The following is a 14544-nucleotide window of genomic DNA, read 5'->3' as shown; positions in this document are numbered from 1 at the left end:
ACCCGACAAGGCCGTGCGGAGGGGCCGTCGGCGGCGGTCGGTAGGGTGCACGGCGTGCCGGACCATGCCGAACCGCCCCAGACCAGTCCGCCGGGCAGCGTCGCGGACGCCAGCGCCCCCCGCGCGTCCCGACGGCCCGTCAAGGCGGTGCTCTTCGACTTCCACGGCACCCTGGCCCAGGTGGAGGAGCCCCGGCAGTGGGTCACGGAAGCCGCCGCCGCGTGCGGGGTCACCCTCGACCGGGTCCGGGCCACCTCGCTTGCCGACCGTCTGCTGACCGCCGGGCGCGCAGGCGGCCCGCTGCCGGCCCGGGTGCCGCCCCGGCTGGCCGAGCTGTGGGCCGACCGGGACCTCTACGCCCACGCGCACCGGGCGGCGTACACCGGGCTCGCCGAGACCGTGGACGCGGACATCGAGGGCTTCGCCGACGCGCTCTACGAGCGGCTGCTCGTCGCCGAGGGCTGGCTGCCGTACCCGGACGCCGCCCCCACGCTCGCCGCGCTGCGCGACGCCGGTGTGCGGGTGGCGGTGGTCAGCAACATCGGCTTCGACCTGCGACCGCACTTCGACGCCTGGGGGTTGACCGACCTCGTCGACGCGTTCGTGCTGTCGTACGAGGTGGGCCGCTGCAAGCCCGACCCGGCGATCTTCTGGCGGGCCTGCGGGATGCTCGGCGTCGACCCCGAGCAGACGCTGATGGTCGGCGACACACCTGCCGACGCGGGCGCCGTCGCCGCCGGCTGCGCGGTGCTGGTGCTCCCGGCCGCCGACCCGGGCCGGGAGAACGGCCTCGGCGCGGTCCTGGACCTGGCCCTACCCGCCTGACCCAGCGCTCGCCTGCCGTCAGCCCGGAATGTGGATCACCGGCAGGTCGCCGTCGCCGTACCGGTCCTCTCCGGTGAGGATCGACGCGTCGTGGTGGAGCACGGCGAGCACCGTCGTCGCCAGGTCGGCACGACCCGTCACCGTGCGCCAGAAGCTCAGTTCGTGCCAGGAGCGCCCGTCGGTGGCGAGCACCTCGCACGCGTCGAGGGTCAGCAGCCGGTGCAGGGTCGCCCGTTCCTTCGGGTCGCTGACGATCGCCATGGTTTCCGCCACGGTCACGGCGGTGACGCCGAACCTGTTGCGGTCCTGGATGACCTCGTGCAGCGGCTCCCCCACGTGTACCGACCCTGCCAGGTAGGCCAGCAGCGCCGAGCGGTCCAGCACGAGCCGGATCGGCCGGTCGTCCTCCGGGTCACGCGGCCGGCTGGTCGACAGCGCCGGCGGACGTGTCGAGCGCGTGCTGGCGTGCCCGCTCGCGCAGGGCGTTCCGGCGCTCCGGCGACCACTCCGCCTCGACTGCGGCACGACGCGCGCGCGCCTCGGCCACCCCCTGCTCGGTGATGCGGATGCCCTGGTGGGCCAGTTCCGCATCCAGGGCGTCCAGGCGCATGCCATCCCGGACGGCCTGGGTGATGTAGGCGCTCGCGTTGGCCTCGCGCTCCAGGCGCTCCGCCACGTCGGGTGGCACGGAGATTGACAGTTTCCGCATGGCGCTGGTCATACCCGCGACGCTACGCCGGTAGCACCAGGTTGGCGACCATCTGCGGCCCGTGTGGGCGCTCAGGCGTCCACGCGGCCCGCCCGTCGAAGCCCGCCCGCAAGCGCCGCCCGCTGCCGTGGACACCGCTGGAGAGTTGCCTGAGGCGACCGCCTAGCGTCATGCGCGTGACGGAGACCCTGCTGCCCAGCGCACGCCCGGCCGAGGCGCCCCCGGAGCGCCGTGGCGGCGTCGTCGCCGTGGGGCTGGTGCTCGGCGGGGCGCTGTCGGTGCAGTTCGGCTCCGCCGTGGCCGCGCTGCTCTTTCCGCGTACCGGGGTGGCCGGGGCGGTCACCCTGCGGCTGACGATCTCGGCGGTGCTGCTGCTCGTCGTGTGCCGGCCCCGACTGCGCGGGTACGACCGCTCGGCCTGGCTGGCGGCCGGCGCGTTCGGGCTGGCGCTGGCCGGCATGAACTCGCTGTTCTACCAGGCCATCGACCGGATTCCGCTCGGACCGACGGTGACCCTGGAGGTCCTCGGCCCGCTGGCGCTGTCCGTCTTCACCGCCCGCCGGCTGGCGAGCTGGTGCTGGGCGGGGCTGGCGCTGGCCGGGGTGGCGCTGCTCGGGCAGGGCGGCTTCGATCGGCTCAACCCGGCCGGGGTGGCCTTCGCGTTCGGCGCGGGCACCATGTGGGCGGCGTACATCGTGCTCAGCGCGCGGGTCGGCGGACGGTTCCCGGGCGCGGACGGGCTGGCCCTGGCCCTGACCCTCGCCGCGCTCGTCACCCTGCCGCTGGGCATCGTCGACGGCGGCGCGGTGCTGCTCGACCCGACGATCCTGGCGCTCGGCACGGCCCTCGCGGTGCTGGCCTCCGGACTGCCGTACACCCTGGAGCTGCTGGCCCTGCGCCGGATGCCGACGGCCACCTTCGCGGTGCTGATGAGCCTCGGCCCGGCCATCGCCACACTCGCCGGCTGGCTGGTGCTGCGGCAGGAGCTGACGCTGCTGGAGTGCGCCGCCATCGTGCTTGTCATCGCGGCCAGCATCGGCGCGGTACGGGTCAGAGCAGCAGCCGCAGAGCGCCCGGCACGGCGGTGATCGTCACCGGCAGCCGCAGCGAGCGTTCCCCGTCGGCGTACGTGACGATGTCGTCGGCGGCCAGCTCCACCGTGCGCGCCCGGTAGCTGCTCACCAGGGGGTGGCTCACGTGGGTGCCCTGGTAGATGCGCGGCTTGACCCGGATGAGGGTCCGCCTGTCGACCCGGCCGGCCACCACCACGTCGAGCAGCCCGTCGGTCGGGTCGGCGTCGGGGCAGATCCGCATCCCCCCGCCGTACGTGGGGCAGTTGCCCACCGCCACCAGCACCGCGTCCAACTCGTGGGGCACCCCGTCGAGGCGCAGCGTGTAGCGGCGCGGCCGGAGCCGGGCCAGCTCGACCACGATCGCCAGGTCGTAGCGGCGAGGGCCGCGCGGCCAGCGCATCCGGTTGGCGCGCTCGTTGACTATCGCGTCGAAGCCTGCCGCGAGGACCGCCCCGTACCAGCGCTCGGCCCCGTCGGCGCCGGTCATCCGGGCCAGGTCGACGGGGCGCGTCCGGCCCGCGCGCAGCGCGTCGGCGATCACCGCCACGGCCGCGACGGGATCGGCCGGAAAGCCGGTGTCGACGGCGAAGTCGTTGCCGGTCCCCGCCGGCACCGGCCCGAACGGCACGTCGGTGCCGGCGACCGCCTGCATCGCCCGGTGCACCGTGCCGTCGCCACCGACCGCGACAAGCGCGCCGACGCCCCCGGCGACCGCGCTCCGACACGCCGCCTCCGCCTCGCCCGGAGTGGACGCCGACAGCAGTCGGACCGGCCGGCCGGCGGTGGCCAGCCCGTCCAGCAGCCGCGGCAGCAGGGCCCGGTGCCGTCCCCGGCCGGCGGTCGGGTTGGCGAGCACGGCCACGGGGCCGGCCTCATCCCGAACACGGTCGACCGAGTCGCCGACGGACGGGGTGCGCTCGACCGGGCCATCGCTGGGCGGGCCGGGCAGGTGATCGTCTGCGGTCACGGGCAGCACCGTACCGGTCGGACACCCGCCGTTAACCGGGGGCGGAGGACGTCACGATCAGTCCCGCCGTCGACGCGTCGGGTGAGCGCCCCAGCAGTGGCCCGCTGACGCGACGACGCCGCCCCCGGCAGGCGGGGACGGCGTCGGTGAACCGGGCGGCGCGGAGCCGTCAGGTCATGTCGTCGTAGCGGCGTTCGATGGGTGCCGGCTTGGCGATCGGCTCGGGAGCGCCGACCGGTGCGGTCGCGTCGACCCGCTGCCCGGCCACGACCGGGTCCGTGTCGAACTCCAACGGCGACACCTCGTCGTCGTCGAGACCGGCGTAGACCTCCTTGCCCCGCCCGCGCCGCCGGTCGTTGATGAACGCCACCCCGACCGCCGCGAAGTAGAGCGCGGAGAGGCAGGCCGCCAGGGCGGTCATCCCGAACGGGTCCGGCGTGGGGGTGACCACCGCGGAGAACGCGAAGAACACGAAGATCGCCACCCGCCACCAGCTGAGCAGCCGCTTCGCGCTGGCGATGCCCACGAAGTTGAGCATCAGCACGATCAGCGGAAACTCGAACGCCACCCCGAACAGCAGGATCAGGTTGGTGACGAACGAGATGTACCGGGTGACCTCGAGGGTGGTCGAGATGTCGTCACCCGACACGTTCATCAGGAACTCGAGGCCCTTGGCGGTGACGAAGAAGGCCAACACCGCGCCGGCGGCGAAGAGCGGCGCCGCCAGGGCCGTGAAGGCGTACGCGTAGCGCCGCTCGTGCCGGTGCAGGCCCGGCGCGATGAACGCCCAGAGCTGGTAGAGCCAGATCGGCGCCGCGATGATCAGACCCACCCACAGGCCGATCTTCAGGTTCAGCAGGAAGAGGTCCGCCGGGCCAAGCTGGACGAACAGGCACTTGCCGGACGCGTCCTTCGACCCGGGCAGGTCGCAGTACGGCTGCGACAGCAGATGCCGCACCGGCTCGGCCAGCCAGATGCCGAAGCCGAAGCCGATCAGGATCGCCAGCGAGGCGCGGAAGAGGCGGTTGCGCAGCTCACGGACGTGCTCGATGAGCGTCATCGAGCCGTCGGCGGCCCGTTCGAACGTGCTCGGGCCGCGCTTACGCAGTGCGAAGGCCACGGTGGTGGGGCCCTTCGGTCAGTTGTCGCGGACGCGGTGCACCGGGTCGACGACCGGCTGCTGCGCCGGCGCCTGCTGGTACGGCGCCTGCTGCGGCTGGCCGGCGTACGGCGCCTGCTGGCCGGCGTGCGGCGGCAGCGGCTGGTAGCCGGCCTGCGCGTCGGCCTTCTCGGCGAGGTCGCGGTCGTCGTCCTGCAGGCTCTTGGTCTCGGCCTTGATGATCCGCAGCGAGCGACCCAGCGAGCGGGCCGCGTCGGGAAGCCGCTTCGCACCGAAGAGCAGGATCAGCACTACCACGAGAACGGCGATGTGCCACGGCTTGAGGGCACCCATGAGAAGCTCCAGTCGCTCTGTGTCCGGGGGTGGTACGCAGCCCATCGTACGTGCGGATGAACCGAATGCCACCTGCCGGGGATGATGATCAGGGCCCGGCCGGTGAAGTCTTGACCAACCGTGATGATCAGTCAACCATCGCCACCCGGTCGGGGACGGCGGGTGCCGACAGCTGTCGGTCAGCCGCGCTTGGCCTGGATCACGGCGAGGCGCTGCTGAGCGGTGTCGAGCTGGCGTTGGACGCCCTCGGCGCGCTGCTGCAACGCCTCGGCGGTCTCCCGCAGCCCCTCCGCCTCGGCGGCCCGTCGCTGCAGCGCCACGGCGGCGCGGCGCAGCTGGGGCAGCCGGCTCAGCACCGGGCGTACGGCCAGCGCGAGCGCCACGAGCGGGAGCAGCACCACCGCGAGCACGATCCAGATCAGCACGCCGGTCAGCCTACTGGGTGCCGGCGGCCACCGCCGGATCGCCCGGCGGCACGGAATCGGCCGGGGCCCGCCGCACCGCGGCCACGGGCACGGCGTACGCGTCGAGCGCGGCGGCGGCGGTCGCCCGGACCTGGTCGGCCAGCTCGACCGGGGCGACCACTGTGACGTCCGGGCCGAGGCCCAGCACGAACCGCCGCGCCCACCCCAGGTCGGTCACCCGCAGCGAGACGAGCCACTGGTCGCCGTCGCCGGCCTCGACCCGCTCGCACGGGTAGTACTCGGTGATCCACCGCTCGCTCCGACCGACCCGCAGGGTGATCAGCGGCAGGTCGGACGACGGCCGGAAGACGCCCTCGGTGAGGTCGTGCGGGACGGCCTGCGGCGGAACGGTGGCCGGCTCGTCCAGCTCGGTGATCGCGTCGATCCGGTCGGCCCGGAACAGCCGCACCGCCTCCGCGCGCCGGCACCACGCCTCCACGTACGCCCGACCGCCGACCATCAGCATCCGCAGCGGGTCGACGACGCGCTCGGTCGTCTCGTCCCGTGCGGCCGTGTAGTAGGTGATCCGCAGCGCCCGGCCGCCCTCCACGGCGGCGCGCAGCGCCTCGACCCGCCGGGTGTCCCCGGGCAGGCGGACCGCGACCGGTGCGCCCACCAGGTCACCGGCGGCGTCCTCGATCTTGGCGAGGGCCCGCTCGATGGCCTCCCGGTTGGCCACCCCGGGGGTCTCGGCGAGCATCCGCAGCGCCACCACGAGCGCGAGGGCCTCGTCGGGGGTGAGCCGCAGCGGCCGGTCGATGCCGGCGTCGTAGGTGATGGTCACCCGGTCGCCGTCGAACGCCATGTCGATCAGGTCACCCGGGCCGTAACCGGGCAGCCCGCACACCCACAGCAGCTCCAGGTCCTCCCGGAGCTGCCGTTCGGTGACGCCCAGGTCACCGGCCGCCTCGGCGATCTCGATGCCGGGCCGGGCCAGCAGGTAGGGCACCAGGTTGAGCAGCCGCGCCAGCCGGTCGGCGGACGCCCGGGAACCGCCGCGGGCGGCCGGGCGGGTCACCGGGCACCCCCGGAGACGGCCAGCTCGTCGTGCCGGACGGCGATCTCCTTGAGTCGCTGGATGACCGCCTCGCGGACCTCCGGCGGATCGAGCACCCGCACGTCCGGGCCGTACCCGACGAGTTGGCCGGCCAGCCCGTCCGGGTCGGCGTACGGCAGGACCAGGTGGTCGCCGTCCGGTCCGGCGGTCACCTCCACCGCCCAGCGACGCAGGCCGGCGGCCCGTCCGGGCGCCGCCAGCACGGTGGCCCGGCCGGTGCGCTCCACCGGCCCGGACCAGCGGGCCACGTGGCTGATCAGGTCGACGCCGGCCGGCGGCTCGTACGCCCCGGGCGCGCCGGTCACCCGGACCGCGCCGACCACCCGGGACAGGCGGAAGCAGCGGGTCGCCGCGCGGTCCAGGTCGTGGCCCACCACGTACCACCGCCCGCGCCAGCAGACCACGCCCCACGGCTGGAGCCGGCGGCGCGTGGGGGCGTCCCGGTCGGGCACCCGGTAGTCGAACCCGACCTCGCGGCGGTCCCGCGCGGCGGCGGTCAGCGGCGCGAACGCGGGGTCGACGGTGACCATCGGCTCCATGCCGAGGGTGGCCTGCGGGTCGACGTCCACCCCGGCGGCGCGCAGCTTGGCCAGCCCGGACGACGCGGCGGCGGCCAGCCCGGCGTGCTGCCACAGGCGGGCGGCGATGCCGACCGCGGCCGCCTCGTCCGGCTCCAGGGGGATGTCGGGCAGCGCGTACTCACGGTGGGCGATGCGGTAGCCGGGCTCGGCGTCGAAGACGCTCGCCGTGCCGGTCTCCAGCGGAACGCCCAGCTCGCGCAGCTCGGCCTTGTCCCGTTCGAACTTGCGCTGGAACGCCTCGTGGTCGCGCGCGTCGTCGGGGTCGTGCTCGTAGCCGGGCACGGTCGCGGCGATCTGCGCGGCGGTCAGGAACCGTCGCGTGGACAGGAGGCAGATCACCAGGTTGACCAGGCGTTCGGTGCGGGTCCGCGACACGGGTAGACGCTAGCAGCCGACGCGCCGCGGGCGTGCACCCACGCGGGCGTGCCGCACATCTGTTCGGATCCGGGCTGTCGCGCCACCCGAGCGGCGCGGCGACGGCGCCGGTCATAGGGTTGCCCTCATGTCGCAAGCCGGGATGAAGACCGAGAGCGAGAGCGTCGGCACGGTTGTCGTCGCGGGCGTGGCCAACCTCGCCATCGCGGTCGCCAAGCTGGTCGCCGGGCTGATCTCCGGGTCGGCCGCGATGCTGTCGGAGGCGGCGCACTCGGTCGCCGACACGACCACCGAGGTGCTGCTGTTCCAGGCGCTCCGCCGCGGGGCCCGTCCGGCCGACCAACGACACCCCTTCGGGTACGGCAAGGAAAGCTACGTCTGGGCGTTCTTCGCCGCCATGTTCACCTTCGTGGCAGGCGCGGGCTTCGCCGTCACCCACGGTGTCACCACGATCCTCGTGCACGAGCACAGTGGCGACTACCTGATCTCGTACATCGTGCTGGCGGTGTCGTTCGTCATCGAGTCGATCTCGCTGGCCCGGGCCGTGCGGCAGGTCCGCCGCGAGTCCGCGCGCTGGGAGACGACGCCGCGCCGGTTCCTGCGACTGACCGCCGACACCACAGTCAAGGCGGTCTTCCTTGAGGACAGCGCGGCCCTGATCGGCCTGCTGCTCGCCGCGCTCGGCGTCGGCCTGTCCCAGGCCACCGGCGACGAGGTGTGGGACGGTGTCGCGTCGATCCTGATCGGGCTGCTGCTGCTGGCCGTCGCCGGCGTCCTGGCCGGCAACAACCTGTCGCTGCTGGTCGGTCGGGCCGTCCCGGAGCGGCTGCGCCGCGAGATCGAGCGCGACCTGGCCGGCCTGCCCGAGGTGGAGCGGATCGACACCCTGCTGACGATGCAGCTCGGCCCGGACGACATCCTCGTCGCCGCGAAGGTCGACTTCCGCGACGAGGCCACCGGCGCGGCCATCGAGGCCGCCGCCGACGAGGCCGAGCGGCGGCTCACCGACCGGTACCCGGAGATCCGCTACGTCTTCCTCGACCCCACCCGCTCGCTGCCCGGGGCCGTCGGAAAGGCCCGCGCCACCCAGGCCCGGCCCAGCGCCGACGCCGGCGGTGAAGCCGACCCCAGCCAGGCCCGACCCAGCGCCGACACCGGCGGCGAACCCGACCCCACCCAGGGCCGGCCGAGCGCCGACGCCCGGGACGAATCCGACGCCGGCTGAGGGGCGGACCGACCCGGGCGCGGGTCGGCCGGTCCGCGCGGCTAGCGTGCCCGTCATGGTGCGATGGCGGGCGGGGACGGTGGCGGCGCTGCGGCGGCAGTGGACCGGGGCGGTGGAACTCGACGTCGACCTGCCCGACGGCACACGCATGCGGGCGCTTGCCTATCCCGAGCTGGTCGGCACGCCCGAGCCGGGTGACCGGGTGCTGCTCAACGCCGGTGCGCTGCTGATGGGTCTGGGCACCGGCGGGTACGCCCTCGTGGTGGCCCTGCCGGACCGGCTGCCCCCGGACCCGCCGGACGCCGCCGACACCCGCGACGCCGGGCACCTCGTCAAGGCCCGCTACACCCCGTTGCAGCCGATCCTGCTCGGCGTCGACGAGGAGGCCAGCCCGCACCGCGCCGTCCTCGCGGACGCCGACGACCTGGGCGGGATGCCGGTGGTCACCGCCGACCTGCACTCGGCGCTGCCGGCGATCCTGGCCGGCGTCCGGGCCGACGCCCCACACGCCCGCGTGGCGTACCTGCTCACCGACGGCGGGGCGTTGCCCGCCTGGTTCTCCCGCACCCTCGCCGGGCTGCGCGACGAGCTGGCCGGGACGATCACCGTCGGGCAGGCGTTCGGCGGCGACCTGGAGTCCACCACCCTGCACGGCGGGCTGCTCGCCGCCCGCCACGTGCTGGGCGCGGACCTGGCCGTCGTGGCGCAGGGGCCCGGCAACCTGGGCACCGGAACCCGATGGGGCTTCTCCGGCGTCGCCGTCGGCGAGGCCGTCAACGCGATCGCCACGCTCGGCGGCCGGCCGGTCGGCTCACTGCGCATCTCCGACGCCGACCCCCGCCCCCGACACCGGGGCGTGTCGCACCACAGCCTCACCGCGTACGGCCGGGTGGCGCTCGCCCCGGCGGAGCTGGTGGTGCCCGACGACCTGGACCCGGCCCTCGCGGCCGAGGTCGACGCGGCGCTGGCGCCGCTGACGGCCCGGCACCGGATCGTCCGGGTGCCCACCGCCGGCCTCGACGCCGCGTTGCGCGCCAGCGCCGTGCCGCTGTCCACGATGGGCCGCAACCTCGACGCCGACCACGCCTACTTCCTGGCCGCCGCCGCGGCCGGCCGCCACGCCACCGCTCTCCTCCCCTGACCCGCGCCCACCCCCACGGCGGTCAGCGGATCACGGGGCGTTGGTCGCGGGGCAGAGCCTCGATCAGCTCCCGGGGCAGGTTGAGGGTGTCCGCGCTGACCTGGGCCGGGGTGTTCGCCATCCACTGGGTCAGCGAGACGGACTCGAACCGGGGCTTGCGGAACATCTCCAGGAAGACCAGCGGCTCGGTGCCGAGATTCTCGATGTAGTGGCCGTAGGCGAACGGCACGTACCCGACGTCACCCGAGCGCATGTCGAAGGTGCCGGCCACGCCCTGACTGGCGAACACGCCCATCCGGCCGTGGCCGGAGAGGTAGTACTGCCACTCGTCGTCGGTGGGATGCCAGTGCAGCTCGCGCATCCCGCCCGGGTCGACCTCGACAAGCGCGGCGCAGATCGTGGTGGCCGCCGGGAACTGGGCGACGTCGGCGATGCGGACCTGGCCGCCCGCGAACCGCTGCGGCTTCTGCGCGAGCAGCCGATGGCTCAGGCTGCGGGGCACGTCCCCGGTTGGGCTGACCACCCGGTCGCGGTCCAGCGGCGGCGGCACCTGCCCCGCGAAGATGTACTTCTCCCGCTCGGGGATCGAGTCGAGCTGCTCGGGTCGCCACCCGAAGTTCTTGGCCAGCACGTCCTTCGGCGTGTGCGCGAAGAAGTCGCTGATCAGGAACGTGCCGTTCTCGGTGAACGCCCCGTCGTCGAAGACCAGCAGGAACTCCACGCCCTCGTCGAGCGCCTGGATGTGGTGCGGCACCCCCTGCGGAAAGAACCACAGGTCCCCGGCCCGTACGTCGTCGAGGAAGTTGCGGCCCTCCTGGTCGACGGCGCTGATCCGGGCGCTGCCGCGCGACACGTACGCCCACTCGGACTGCTTGTGCCAGTGCATCTCCCGGTAGCCGCCCGGCTCCAGCGCCATGTCCACACCGCTGAGCTCGGTGGCGATCGGCAGCTCGCGTACGGTCACCTCGCGGGTCCAACCGCCGCGCTGCACCCGGGTGTGCGCGTCGGAGAAGGAGAACCGCAGGTTGGGCAGCGTCCCCGCGTCCGTGCTCGGTGGGGTCAGCAGGTCGGGGTTCTGCCGGTCCCGGACCACGTCGCGCGGCCCGGGGTCCTGCCAGCCTCCCCCACCGCGCTCCGGCTGCGGCACCGTCCGGTCCTCGTCCATGATCGCCTCCCGCGTGGTCGCATCCCGGTGTCGTCGACGCGGTGGGCGGGCGAACCCCGCCCGCGACGGCGACGGCGAGCGGGTACCCGTCGACGCGACCCGGCCGGGCCAACCTCTGGCCCCGGTGGGTCACCGGCGGGGCCAGCCGGCGCGGGCAGCGGGGTCGGCGGGCAGCGGGGTCGGCGGGCAGCGGGGTCGACGGGCTCGGGCGGCGGGGTCAGGAGAGGAAGATCAGGGCGAGCCAGCCGCCCACGATGAGCACCAGCGCCACGGCCAGCACCCACGTCGGCACGGTGTAGTCGCCGCGCCGGTTGCGGTCGATCTCGGCGCGGATCTTCTCCCGCCGGCGTTCGACCCAGTTCTGCCGCTCGGTGCCGCGCTCGGAGCGCTCGGAGCGGTCGGATGGTCCAGAAGTCGTCATGGCGCGCCCAGCCTACCGGGCCGGCCGACCCCGTCGGCGCACACCACCGCCGGGGCCGGCACACCCGTCACATGCTGGCGATCAACCGCTCCACCCGCTCGTCGTACGCCCGGAACGGGTCCTTGCAGAGCACGGTGCGCTGCGCCTGGTCGTTGAGCTTCAGGTGCACCCAGTCGACGGTGAAGTCGCGCCGCTTCTCCTGGGCGTGCCTGATGAACTCGCCGCGCAGCCGCGCCCGCGTGGTCTGCGGCGGGGTCTCCTTGGCCTCGAAGATCTCCGGGTCGGTGGCCACCCGGTCCACCTCGCCGCGACGCTCCAGCAGCCCGTAGAGGCCACGCCCACGGCGCACGTCGTGGTACGCCAGGTCCATCTGCGCCACCCGGGGGTGCGACAGCGGGAGGTCGTGCTTGCGCTGGTAGCGCTCGATCAGCCGCAGCTTGCTGACCCAGTCGATCTCGCGCGAGACCGGCTCCAGGTCACCGCTCTCCACCGCGTTGAGCACCCGGCCCCACAGCTCGACGACCCGCTTGGCGGCCTGGTCACCGCCGCGGCGCTCGACGAACTCGGTGGCCTTGGACAGGTACTCCTGCTGGATGTCCAGCGCGCTGACCTCCTTGCCGGACGCCAGTCGCACCTTGCGCCGGCCGGTGATGTCGTGCGAGACCTCGCGGATGGCCCGGATCGGGTTCTCCAGCGACAGGTCCCGCATGACGACCCCGGCCTCGATCATCCGCAGCACGATGTCGGCGGTGCCGACCTTGAGCAGCGTGGTGACCTCGTTCATGTTCGAGTCACCGACGATCACGTGCAGGCGCCGGTAGCGCTCGGCGTCGGCGTGCGGCTCGTCGCGGGTGTTGATGATCGGTCGGCTGCGGGTCGTCGCCGAGGAGACGCCCTCCCAGATGTGCTCGGCCCGCTGGGACAGGCAGTAGACCGCGCCGCGCGGGGTCTGCAGGACCTTGCCGGCCCCACAGATCAACTGCCGGGTGACCAGGAAGGGGATGAGCACGTCTGCGAGCCGGCCGAACTCGCCGTGCCGCGAGACCAGGTAGTTCTCGTGGCAACCGTACGAGTTGCCGGCCGAGTCGGTGTTGTTCTTGAACAGGTAGATCTCACCCGCGATGCCCTCGTCGTGCAGCCGCTTCTCCGCGTCGACGAGGAGCCCCTCCAGGATCCGCTCGCCGGCCCGGTCGTGTGCCACCAGGTCGGTCACCGAGTCGCACTCCGGTGTCGCGTACTCCGGATGCGACCCGACGTCCAGATAGAGTCGGGCCCCGTTACGCAGGAACACGTTGCTCGACCGACCCCAGGACACGACGCGACGGAACAGATACCGCGCGACCTCGTCCGGGGACAGCCGCCGCTGCCCGCGATAGGTGCAGGTGACGCCGTACTCGGTCTCGAGGCCGAAGATTCGCCGCTCCATGGTGTGACATTAGCCGCCCGGAGGCCCGGTTCGTCACTGTCACACCACAGGTCGTGCCCCGGGGGTGGTCACATACCGGTTGAGTGCGACATTCCGTCCGGCCCGAGGGTCGCCACGAACCGCCGGCAGGCGTCGTACTCCGGCAGCAGACCGCTCTCGCGCGCCTGCGCGAGGGTCGGCGCGGCGTCGTCGCGGGCGGACAGCAGCGGGACGTCGGCGGGCCACTCGATGCCCAGCTCCTCGTCCAGCGGGTGCACCGCGTGCTCGCCGGTCGGGTTGTACGTGGCCGAGCAGAGGTAGCTCAACGTCGCGTCGTCGGTGAGCGCGCAGAACCCGTGCCCCAGGCCCTCGCTGAGGTAGACCGCCCGCCGGTCGGTGTCGTCGAGCCGGACGCCCTCCCACCGCCCGAAGGTCGGCGAGCTCACCCGCAGGTCCACGATCACGTCGAGGACCGCGCCGCGCACACAGGTGACGTACTTGGCCTGCCCGGGCGGGACGTCGGCGAAGTGCACGCCGCGCACCACGCCGCGCGCGGAGACCGACAGGTTGGCCTGGGCCAGCCGCAGCGGGTGCCCCACCACCTCGGCGAGCTTGTCGAAGCGGTACCACTCCATGAACATGCCGCGCGGGTCGCCGTGCTGCTGCGGCGAGATCTCCCAGGCGCCCTCGATGCCCAGCTCGCGGATCTTCATCGGCCCACCTGCGCGTCGTTCTTCTCGGCCAGCAGACCGAACAGGTAGTCGCCGTAGCCGCTCTTGGTCAGCGGCTCGGCGAGGGCACGCAGCTGGTCGTCGTCGATCAGGCCGGCCCGCCAGGCCACCTCCTCGACACAACCGATCTTCAGCCCCTGCCGCTCCTCGATCACCCGGACGAACTCGCCGGCCTGCATCATCGAGGCGAACGTGCCGGTGTCCAGCCAGGCCGTGCCCCGGTCCAGCAGGGTGACGGACAGCTCACCGGTCTCCCGGTACACCTCGTTGACCGCCGTGATCTCCAACTCGCCCCGGGCGCTGGGGGTGATCTTGGCCGCGATGTCCACCACACGGTTGTCGTAGAAGTACAGGCCGGGCACCGCGTAGCGGGACTTCGGCCGGGCCGGCTTCTCCTCGATCGAGAGCACCCGACCCTCGGCGTCGAAGTCCACCACGCCGTACTCCTGCGGGTTGGCCACCGGGTACGCGAACACCCGGCCGCCGACCAGGTCGCTGTGGGCGGCCAACTGCCGGCCCAGGCCGACGCCGTGGAAGATGTTGTCGCCGAGGATCAGCGCCACCGACTCGTCGCCGATGAAGTCCGCGCCGAGGATGAACGCCTGGGCGATGCCCTCCGGACGGGCCTGCGTGACGTACTCCAGCCGCAGCCCGAACTGGCTGCCGTCGCCGAGCAACCGGCGGAACTGGTCCTGGTCCTCGGGTGTGGTGATCATCAGGATCTCCCGCACCCCGGACATCACCAGGGTGGAGAGGGGGTAGTAGATCATCGGCTTGTCGAAGACCGGCATCAGCTGCTTGGACACTGCCCGGGTGATCGGCCAGAGCCGGGAGCCGGTGCCGCCGGCGAGTAGGATTCCGCGCACCGGGGGAGTTTAGCCGCAACCAGCCGTTCGGCATGTCGGTGGTCGCCGCCGACAGCCGGCGCACCGCTTCGCGTACACTCCTGGAC

At 73.5% G+C, this 14544-nt stretch carries 17 protein-coding genes; 4 read left to right on the top strand and 13 right to left on the bottom strand.

The features are described from left to right. Positions 1–54: 54 nt before the first annotated feature. On the top strand, positions 55–825 hold the full coding sequence (locus tag MILUP08_RS17345) for an HAD family hydrolase (RefSeq protein ID WP_007459957.1): 771 nt from the start codon (positions 55–57) through the stop codon (positions 823–825). An 18-nt stretch (positions 826–843) separates the two neighbouring features. Here the strand turns inward: MILUP08_RS17345 and MILUP08_RS17340 are convergent, their stop codons facing one another. Next, positions 844–1209, bottom strand: coding sequence for a hypothetical protein (locus tag MILUP08_RS17340; RefSeq protein ID WP_007459955.1), 366 nt, complete (start codon positions 1207–1209; stop codon positions 844–846). 28 nt (positions 1210–1237) lie between these two features. Next, a complete protein-coding gene (locus MILUP08_RS17335; RefSeq protein WP_237747107.1) occupies positions 1238–1534 on the bottom strand; it encodes a hypothetical protein in 297 nt (98 codons plus the stop codon). A 170-nt stretch (positions 1535–1704) separates the two neighbouring features. Here MILUP08_RS17335 and MILUP08_RS17330 point away from each other — a divergent pair, with 170 nt between their 5' ends. Next, a complete protein-coding gene (locus tag MILUP08_RS17330) occupies positions 1705–2622 on the top strand; it encodes an EamA family transporter (RefSeq protein WP_007459952.1) in 918 nt (305 codons plus the stop codon). On the opposite strand, the gene MILUP08_RS17325 is transcribed toward MILUP08_RS17330, so the two are convergent. The 6 genes from MILUP08_RS17325 to MILUP08_RS17300 all read right to left on the bottom strand — a co-directional run bounded on the left by MILUP08_RS17325 (position 2585) and on the right by MILUP08_RS17300 (position 7504). After that, positions 2585–3469, bottom strand: coding sequence for a diacylglycerol kinase family protein (locus MILUP08_RS17325; RefSeq protein ID WP_051065973.1), 885 nt, complete (start codon positions 3467–3469; stop codon positions 2585–2587). The genes MILUP08_RS17330 and MILUP08_RS17325 overlap by 38 nt on opposite strands. 274 nt (positions 3470–3743) lie before the next feature. Continuing rightward, positions 3744–4694 carry a twin-arginine translocase subunit TatC gene (tatC, locus tag MILUP08_RS17320; protein ID WP_007459948.1) on the bottom strand — a complete coding sequence of 317 codons (951 nt, stop codon included), beginning with the start codon at positions 4692–4694 and terminating at the stop codon, positions 3744–3746. Between the two features lie 18 nt (positions 4695–4712). Then, complete coding sequence (gene tatA, locus MILUP08_RS17315; RefSeq protein ID WP_007459946.1) at positions 4713–5027, bottom strand: Sec-independent protein translocase subunit TatA; 315 nt, start codon at positions 5025–5027, stop codon at positions 4713–4715. Positions 5028–5206: 179 nt separating this feature from the next. Continuing rightward, positions 5207–5452, bottom strand: a complete 246-nt coding sequence (locus tag MILUP08_RS17310; RefSeq protein WP_007459944.1) for a hypothetical protein — start codon at positions 5450–5452, stop codon at positions 5207–5209. A 10-nt stretch (positions 5453–5462) separates the two neighbouring features. After that, entirely contained in the window at positions 5463–6509 is a 1047-nt protein-coding gene (locus tag MILUP08_RS17305; protein WP_007459942.1) for a helix-turn-helix transcriptional regulator, read from the bottom strand. Further along, positions 6506–7504, bottom strand: a complete 999-nt coding sequence (locus MILUP08_RS17300; RefSeq protein WP_007459939.1) for a helix-turn-helix transcriptional regulator — start codon at positions 7502–7504, stop codon at positions 6506–6508. Before MILUP08_RS17300 ends, MILUP08_RS17305 begins: the two co-directional genes overlap by 4 nt. Before the next feature lie 127 nt (positions 7505–7631). Between MILUP08_RS17300 and MILUP08_RS17295 the strand changes: the two genes are divergently transcribed. Together MILUP08_RS17295 and MILUP08_RS17290 are read left to right on the top strand one after the other, a co-directional pair. After that, the gene (locus tag MILUP08_RS17295) at positions 7632–8729 is read left to right on the top strand and encodes a cation diffusion facilitator family transporter (protein ID WP_007459937.1); all 1098 of its coding nucleotides are present in this window, start codon (positions 7632–7634) and stop codon (positions 8727–8729) included. 55 nt (positions 8730–8784) lie between these two features. Next, a complete protein-coding gene (locus tag MILUP08_RS17290) occupies positions 8785–9870 on the top strand; it encodes a DUF3866 family protein (RefSeq protein WP_007459935.1) in 1086 nt (361 codons plus the stop codon). Between the two features lie 22 nt (positions 9871–9892). Here MILUP08_RS17290 and MILUP08_RS17285 read toward each other — a convergent pair whose 3' ends face one another. From MILUP08_RS17285 to rfbA, 5 genes are all read right to left on the bottom strand, one after another. Continuing rightward, positions 9893–11035 carry an oxalate decarboxylase family bicupin gene (locus MILUP08_RS17285; RefSeq protein ID WP_007459934.1) on the bottom strand — a complete coding sequence of 381 codons (1143 nt, stop codon included), beginning with the start codon at positions 11033–11035 and terminating at the stop codon, positions 9893–9895. A 217-nt stretch (positions 11036–11252) separates the two neighbouring features. Continuing rightward, complete coding sequence (locus MILUP08_RS17280; RefSeq protein ID WP_007459932.1) at positions 11253–11456, bottom strand: hypothetical protein; 204 nt, start codon at positions 11454–11456, stop codon at positions 11253–11255. A gap of 67 nt (positions 11457–11523) precedes the next feature. Next, positions 11524–12882 carry a Pup--protein ligase gene (gene pafA, locus MILUP08_RS17275; protein WP_007459930.1) on the bottom strand — a complete coding sequence of 453 codons (1359 nt, stop codon included), beginning with the start codon at positions 12880–12882 and terminating at the stop codon, positions 11524–11526. A gap of 68 nt (positions 12883–12950) precedes the next feature. Then, positions 12951–13574 carry a dTDP-4-dehydrorhamnose 3,5-epimerase gene (gene rfbC / locus MILUP08_RS17270; protein ID WP_007459928.1) on the bottom strand — a complete coding sequence of 208 codons (624 nt, stop codon included), beginning with the start codon at positions 13572–13574 and terminating at the stop codon, positions 12951–12953. After that, positions 13571–14458 carry a glucose-1-phosphate thymidylyltransferase RfbA gene (gene rfbA, locus MILUP08_RS17265; RefSeq protein WP_007459926.1) on the bottom strand — a complete coding sequence of 296 codons (888 nt, stop codon included), beginning with the start codon at positions 14456–14458 and terminating at the stop codon, positions 13571–13573. The genes rfbC and rfbA overlap by 4 nt, the downstream gene beginning before the upstream one ends. Positions 14459–14544: the final 86 nt, after the last annotated feature.

The organism is Micromonospora lupini str. Lupac 08, assembly GCF_000297395.2.
In the GTDB taxonomy this organism is placed as follows: domain Bacteria; phylum Actinomycetota; class Actinomycetes; order Mycobacteriales; family Micromonosporaceae; genus Micromonospora; species Micromonospora lupini.
This window is presented reverse-complemented; position numbering and strand designations above follow the sequence as displayed.

Excerpts from the sequence above, each read along its gene's own strand:
- MILUP08_RS17335 (WP_237747107.1), bottom strand. The coding sequence starts at position 1,534 with ATGCGGAAACTGTCAATCTCCGTGCCACCCGACGTGGCGGAGCGCCTG.
- MILUP08_RS17330 (WP_007459952.1), top strand. The coding sequence starts at position 1,705 with ATGCGCGTGACGGAGACCCTGCTGCCCAGCGCACGCCCGGCCGAGGCG.
- tatA (WP_007459946.1), bottom strand. The coding sequence starts at position 5,027 with ATGGGTGCCCTCAAGCCGTGGCACATCGCCGTTCTCGTGGTAGTGCTG.
- MILUP08_RS17295 (WP_007459937.1), top strand. The coding sequence starts at position 7,632 with ATGTCGCAAGCCGGGATGAAGACCGAGAGCGAGAGCGTCGGCACGGTT.
- MILUP08_RS17290 (WP_007459935.1), top strand. The coding sequence starts at position 8,785 with ATGGTGCGATGGCGGGCGGGGACGGTGGCGGCGCTGCGGCGGCAGTGG.
- MILUP08_RS17285 (WP_007459934.1), bottom strand. The coding sequence starts at position 11,035 with ATGGACGAGGACCGGACGGTGCCGCAGCCGGAGCGCGGTGGGGGAGGC.
- MILUP08_RS17280 (WP_007459932.1), bottom strand. The coding sequence starts at position 11,456 with ATGACGACTTCTGGACCATCCGACCGCTCCGAGCGCTCCGAGCGCGGC.
- pafA (WP_007459930.1), bottom strand. The coding sequence starts at position 12,882 with ATGGAGCGGCGAATCTTCGGCCTCGAGACCGAGTACGGCGTCACCTGC.
- rfbC (WP_007459928.1), bottom strand. The coding sequence starts at position 13,574 with ATGAAGATCCGCGAGCTGGGCATCGAGGGCGCCTGGGAGATCTCGCCG.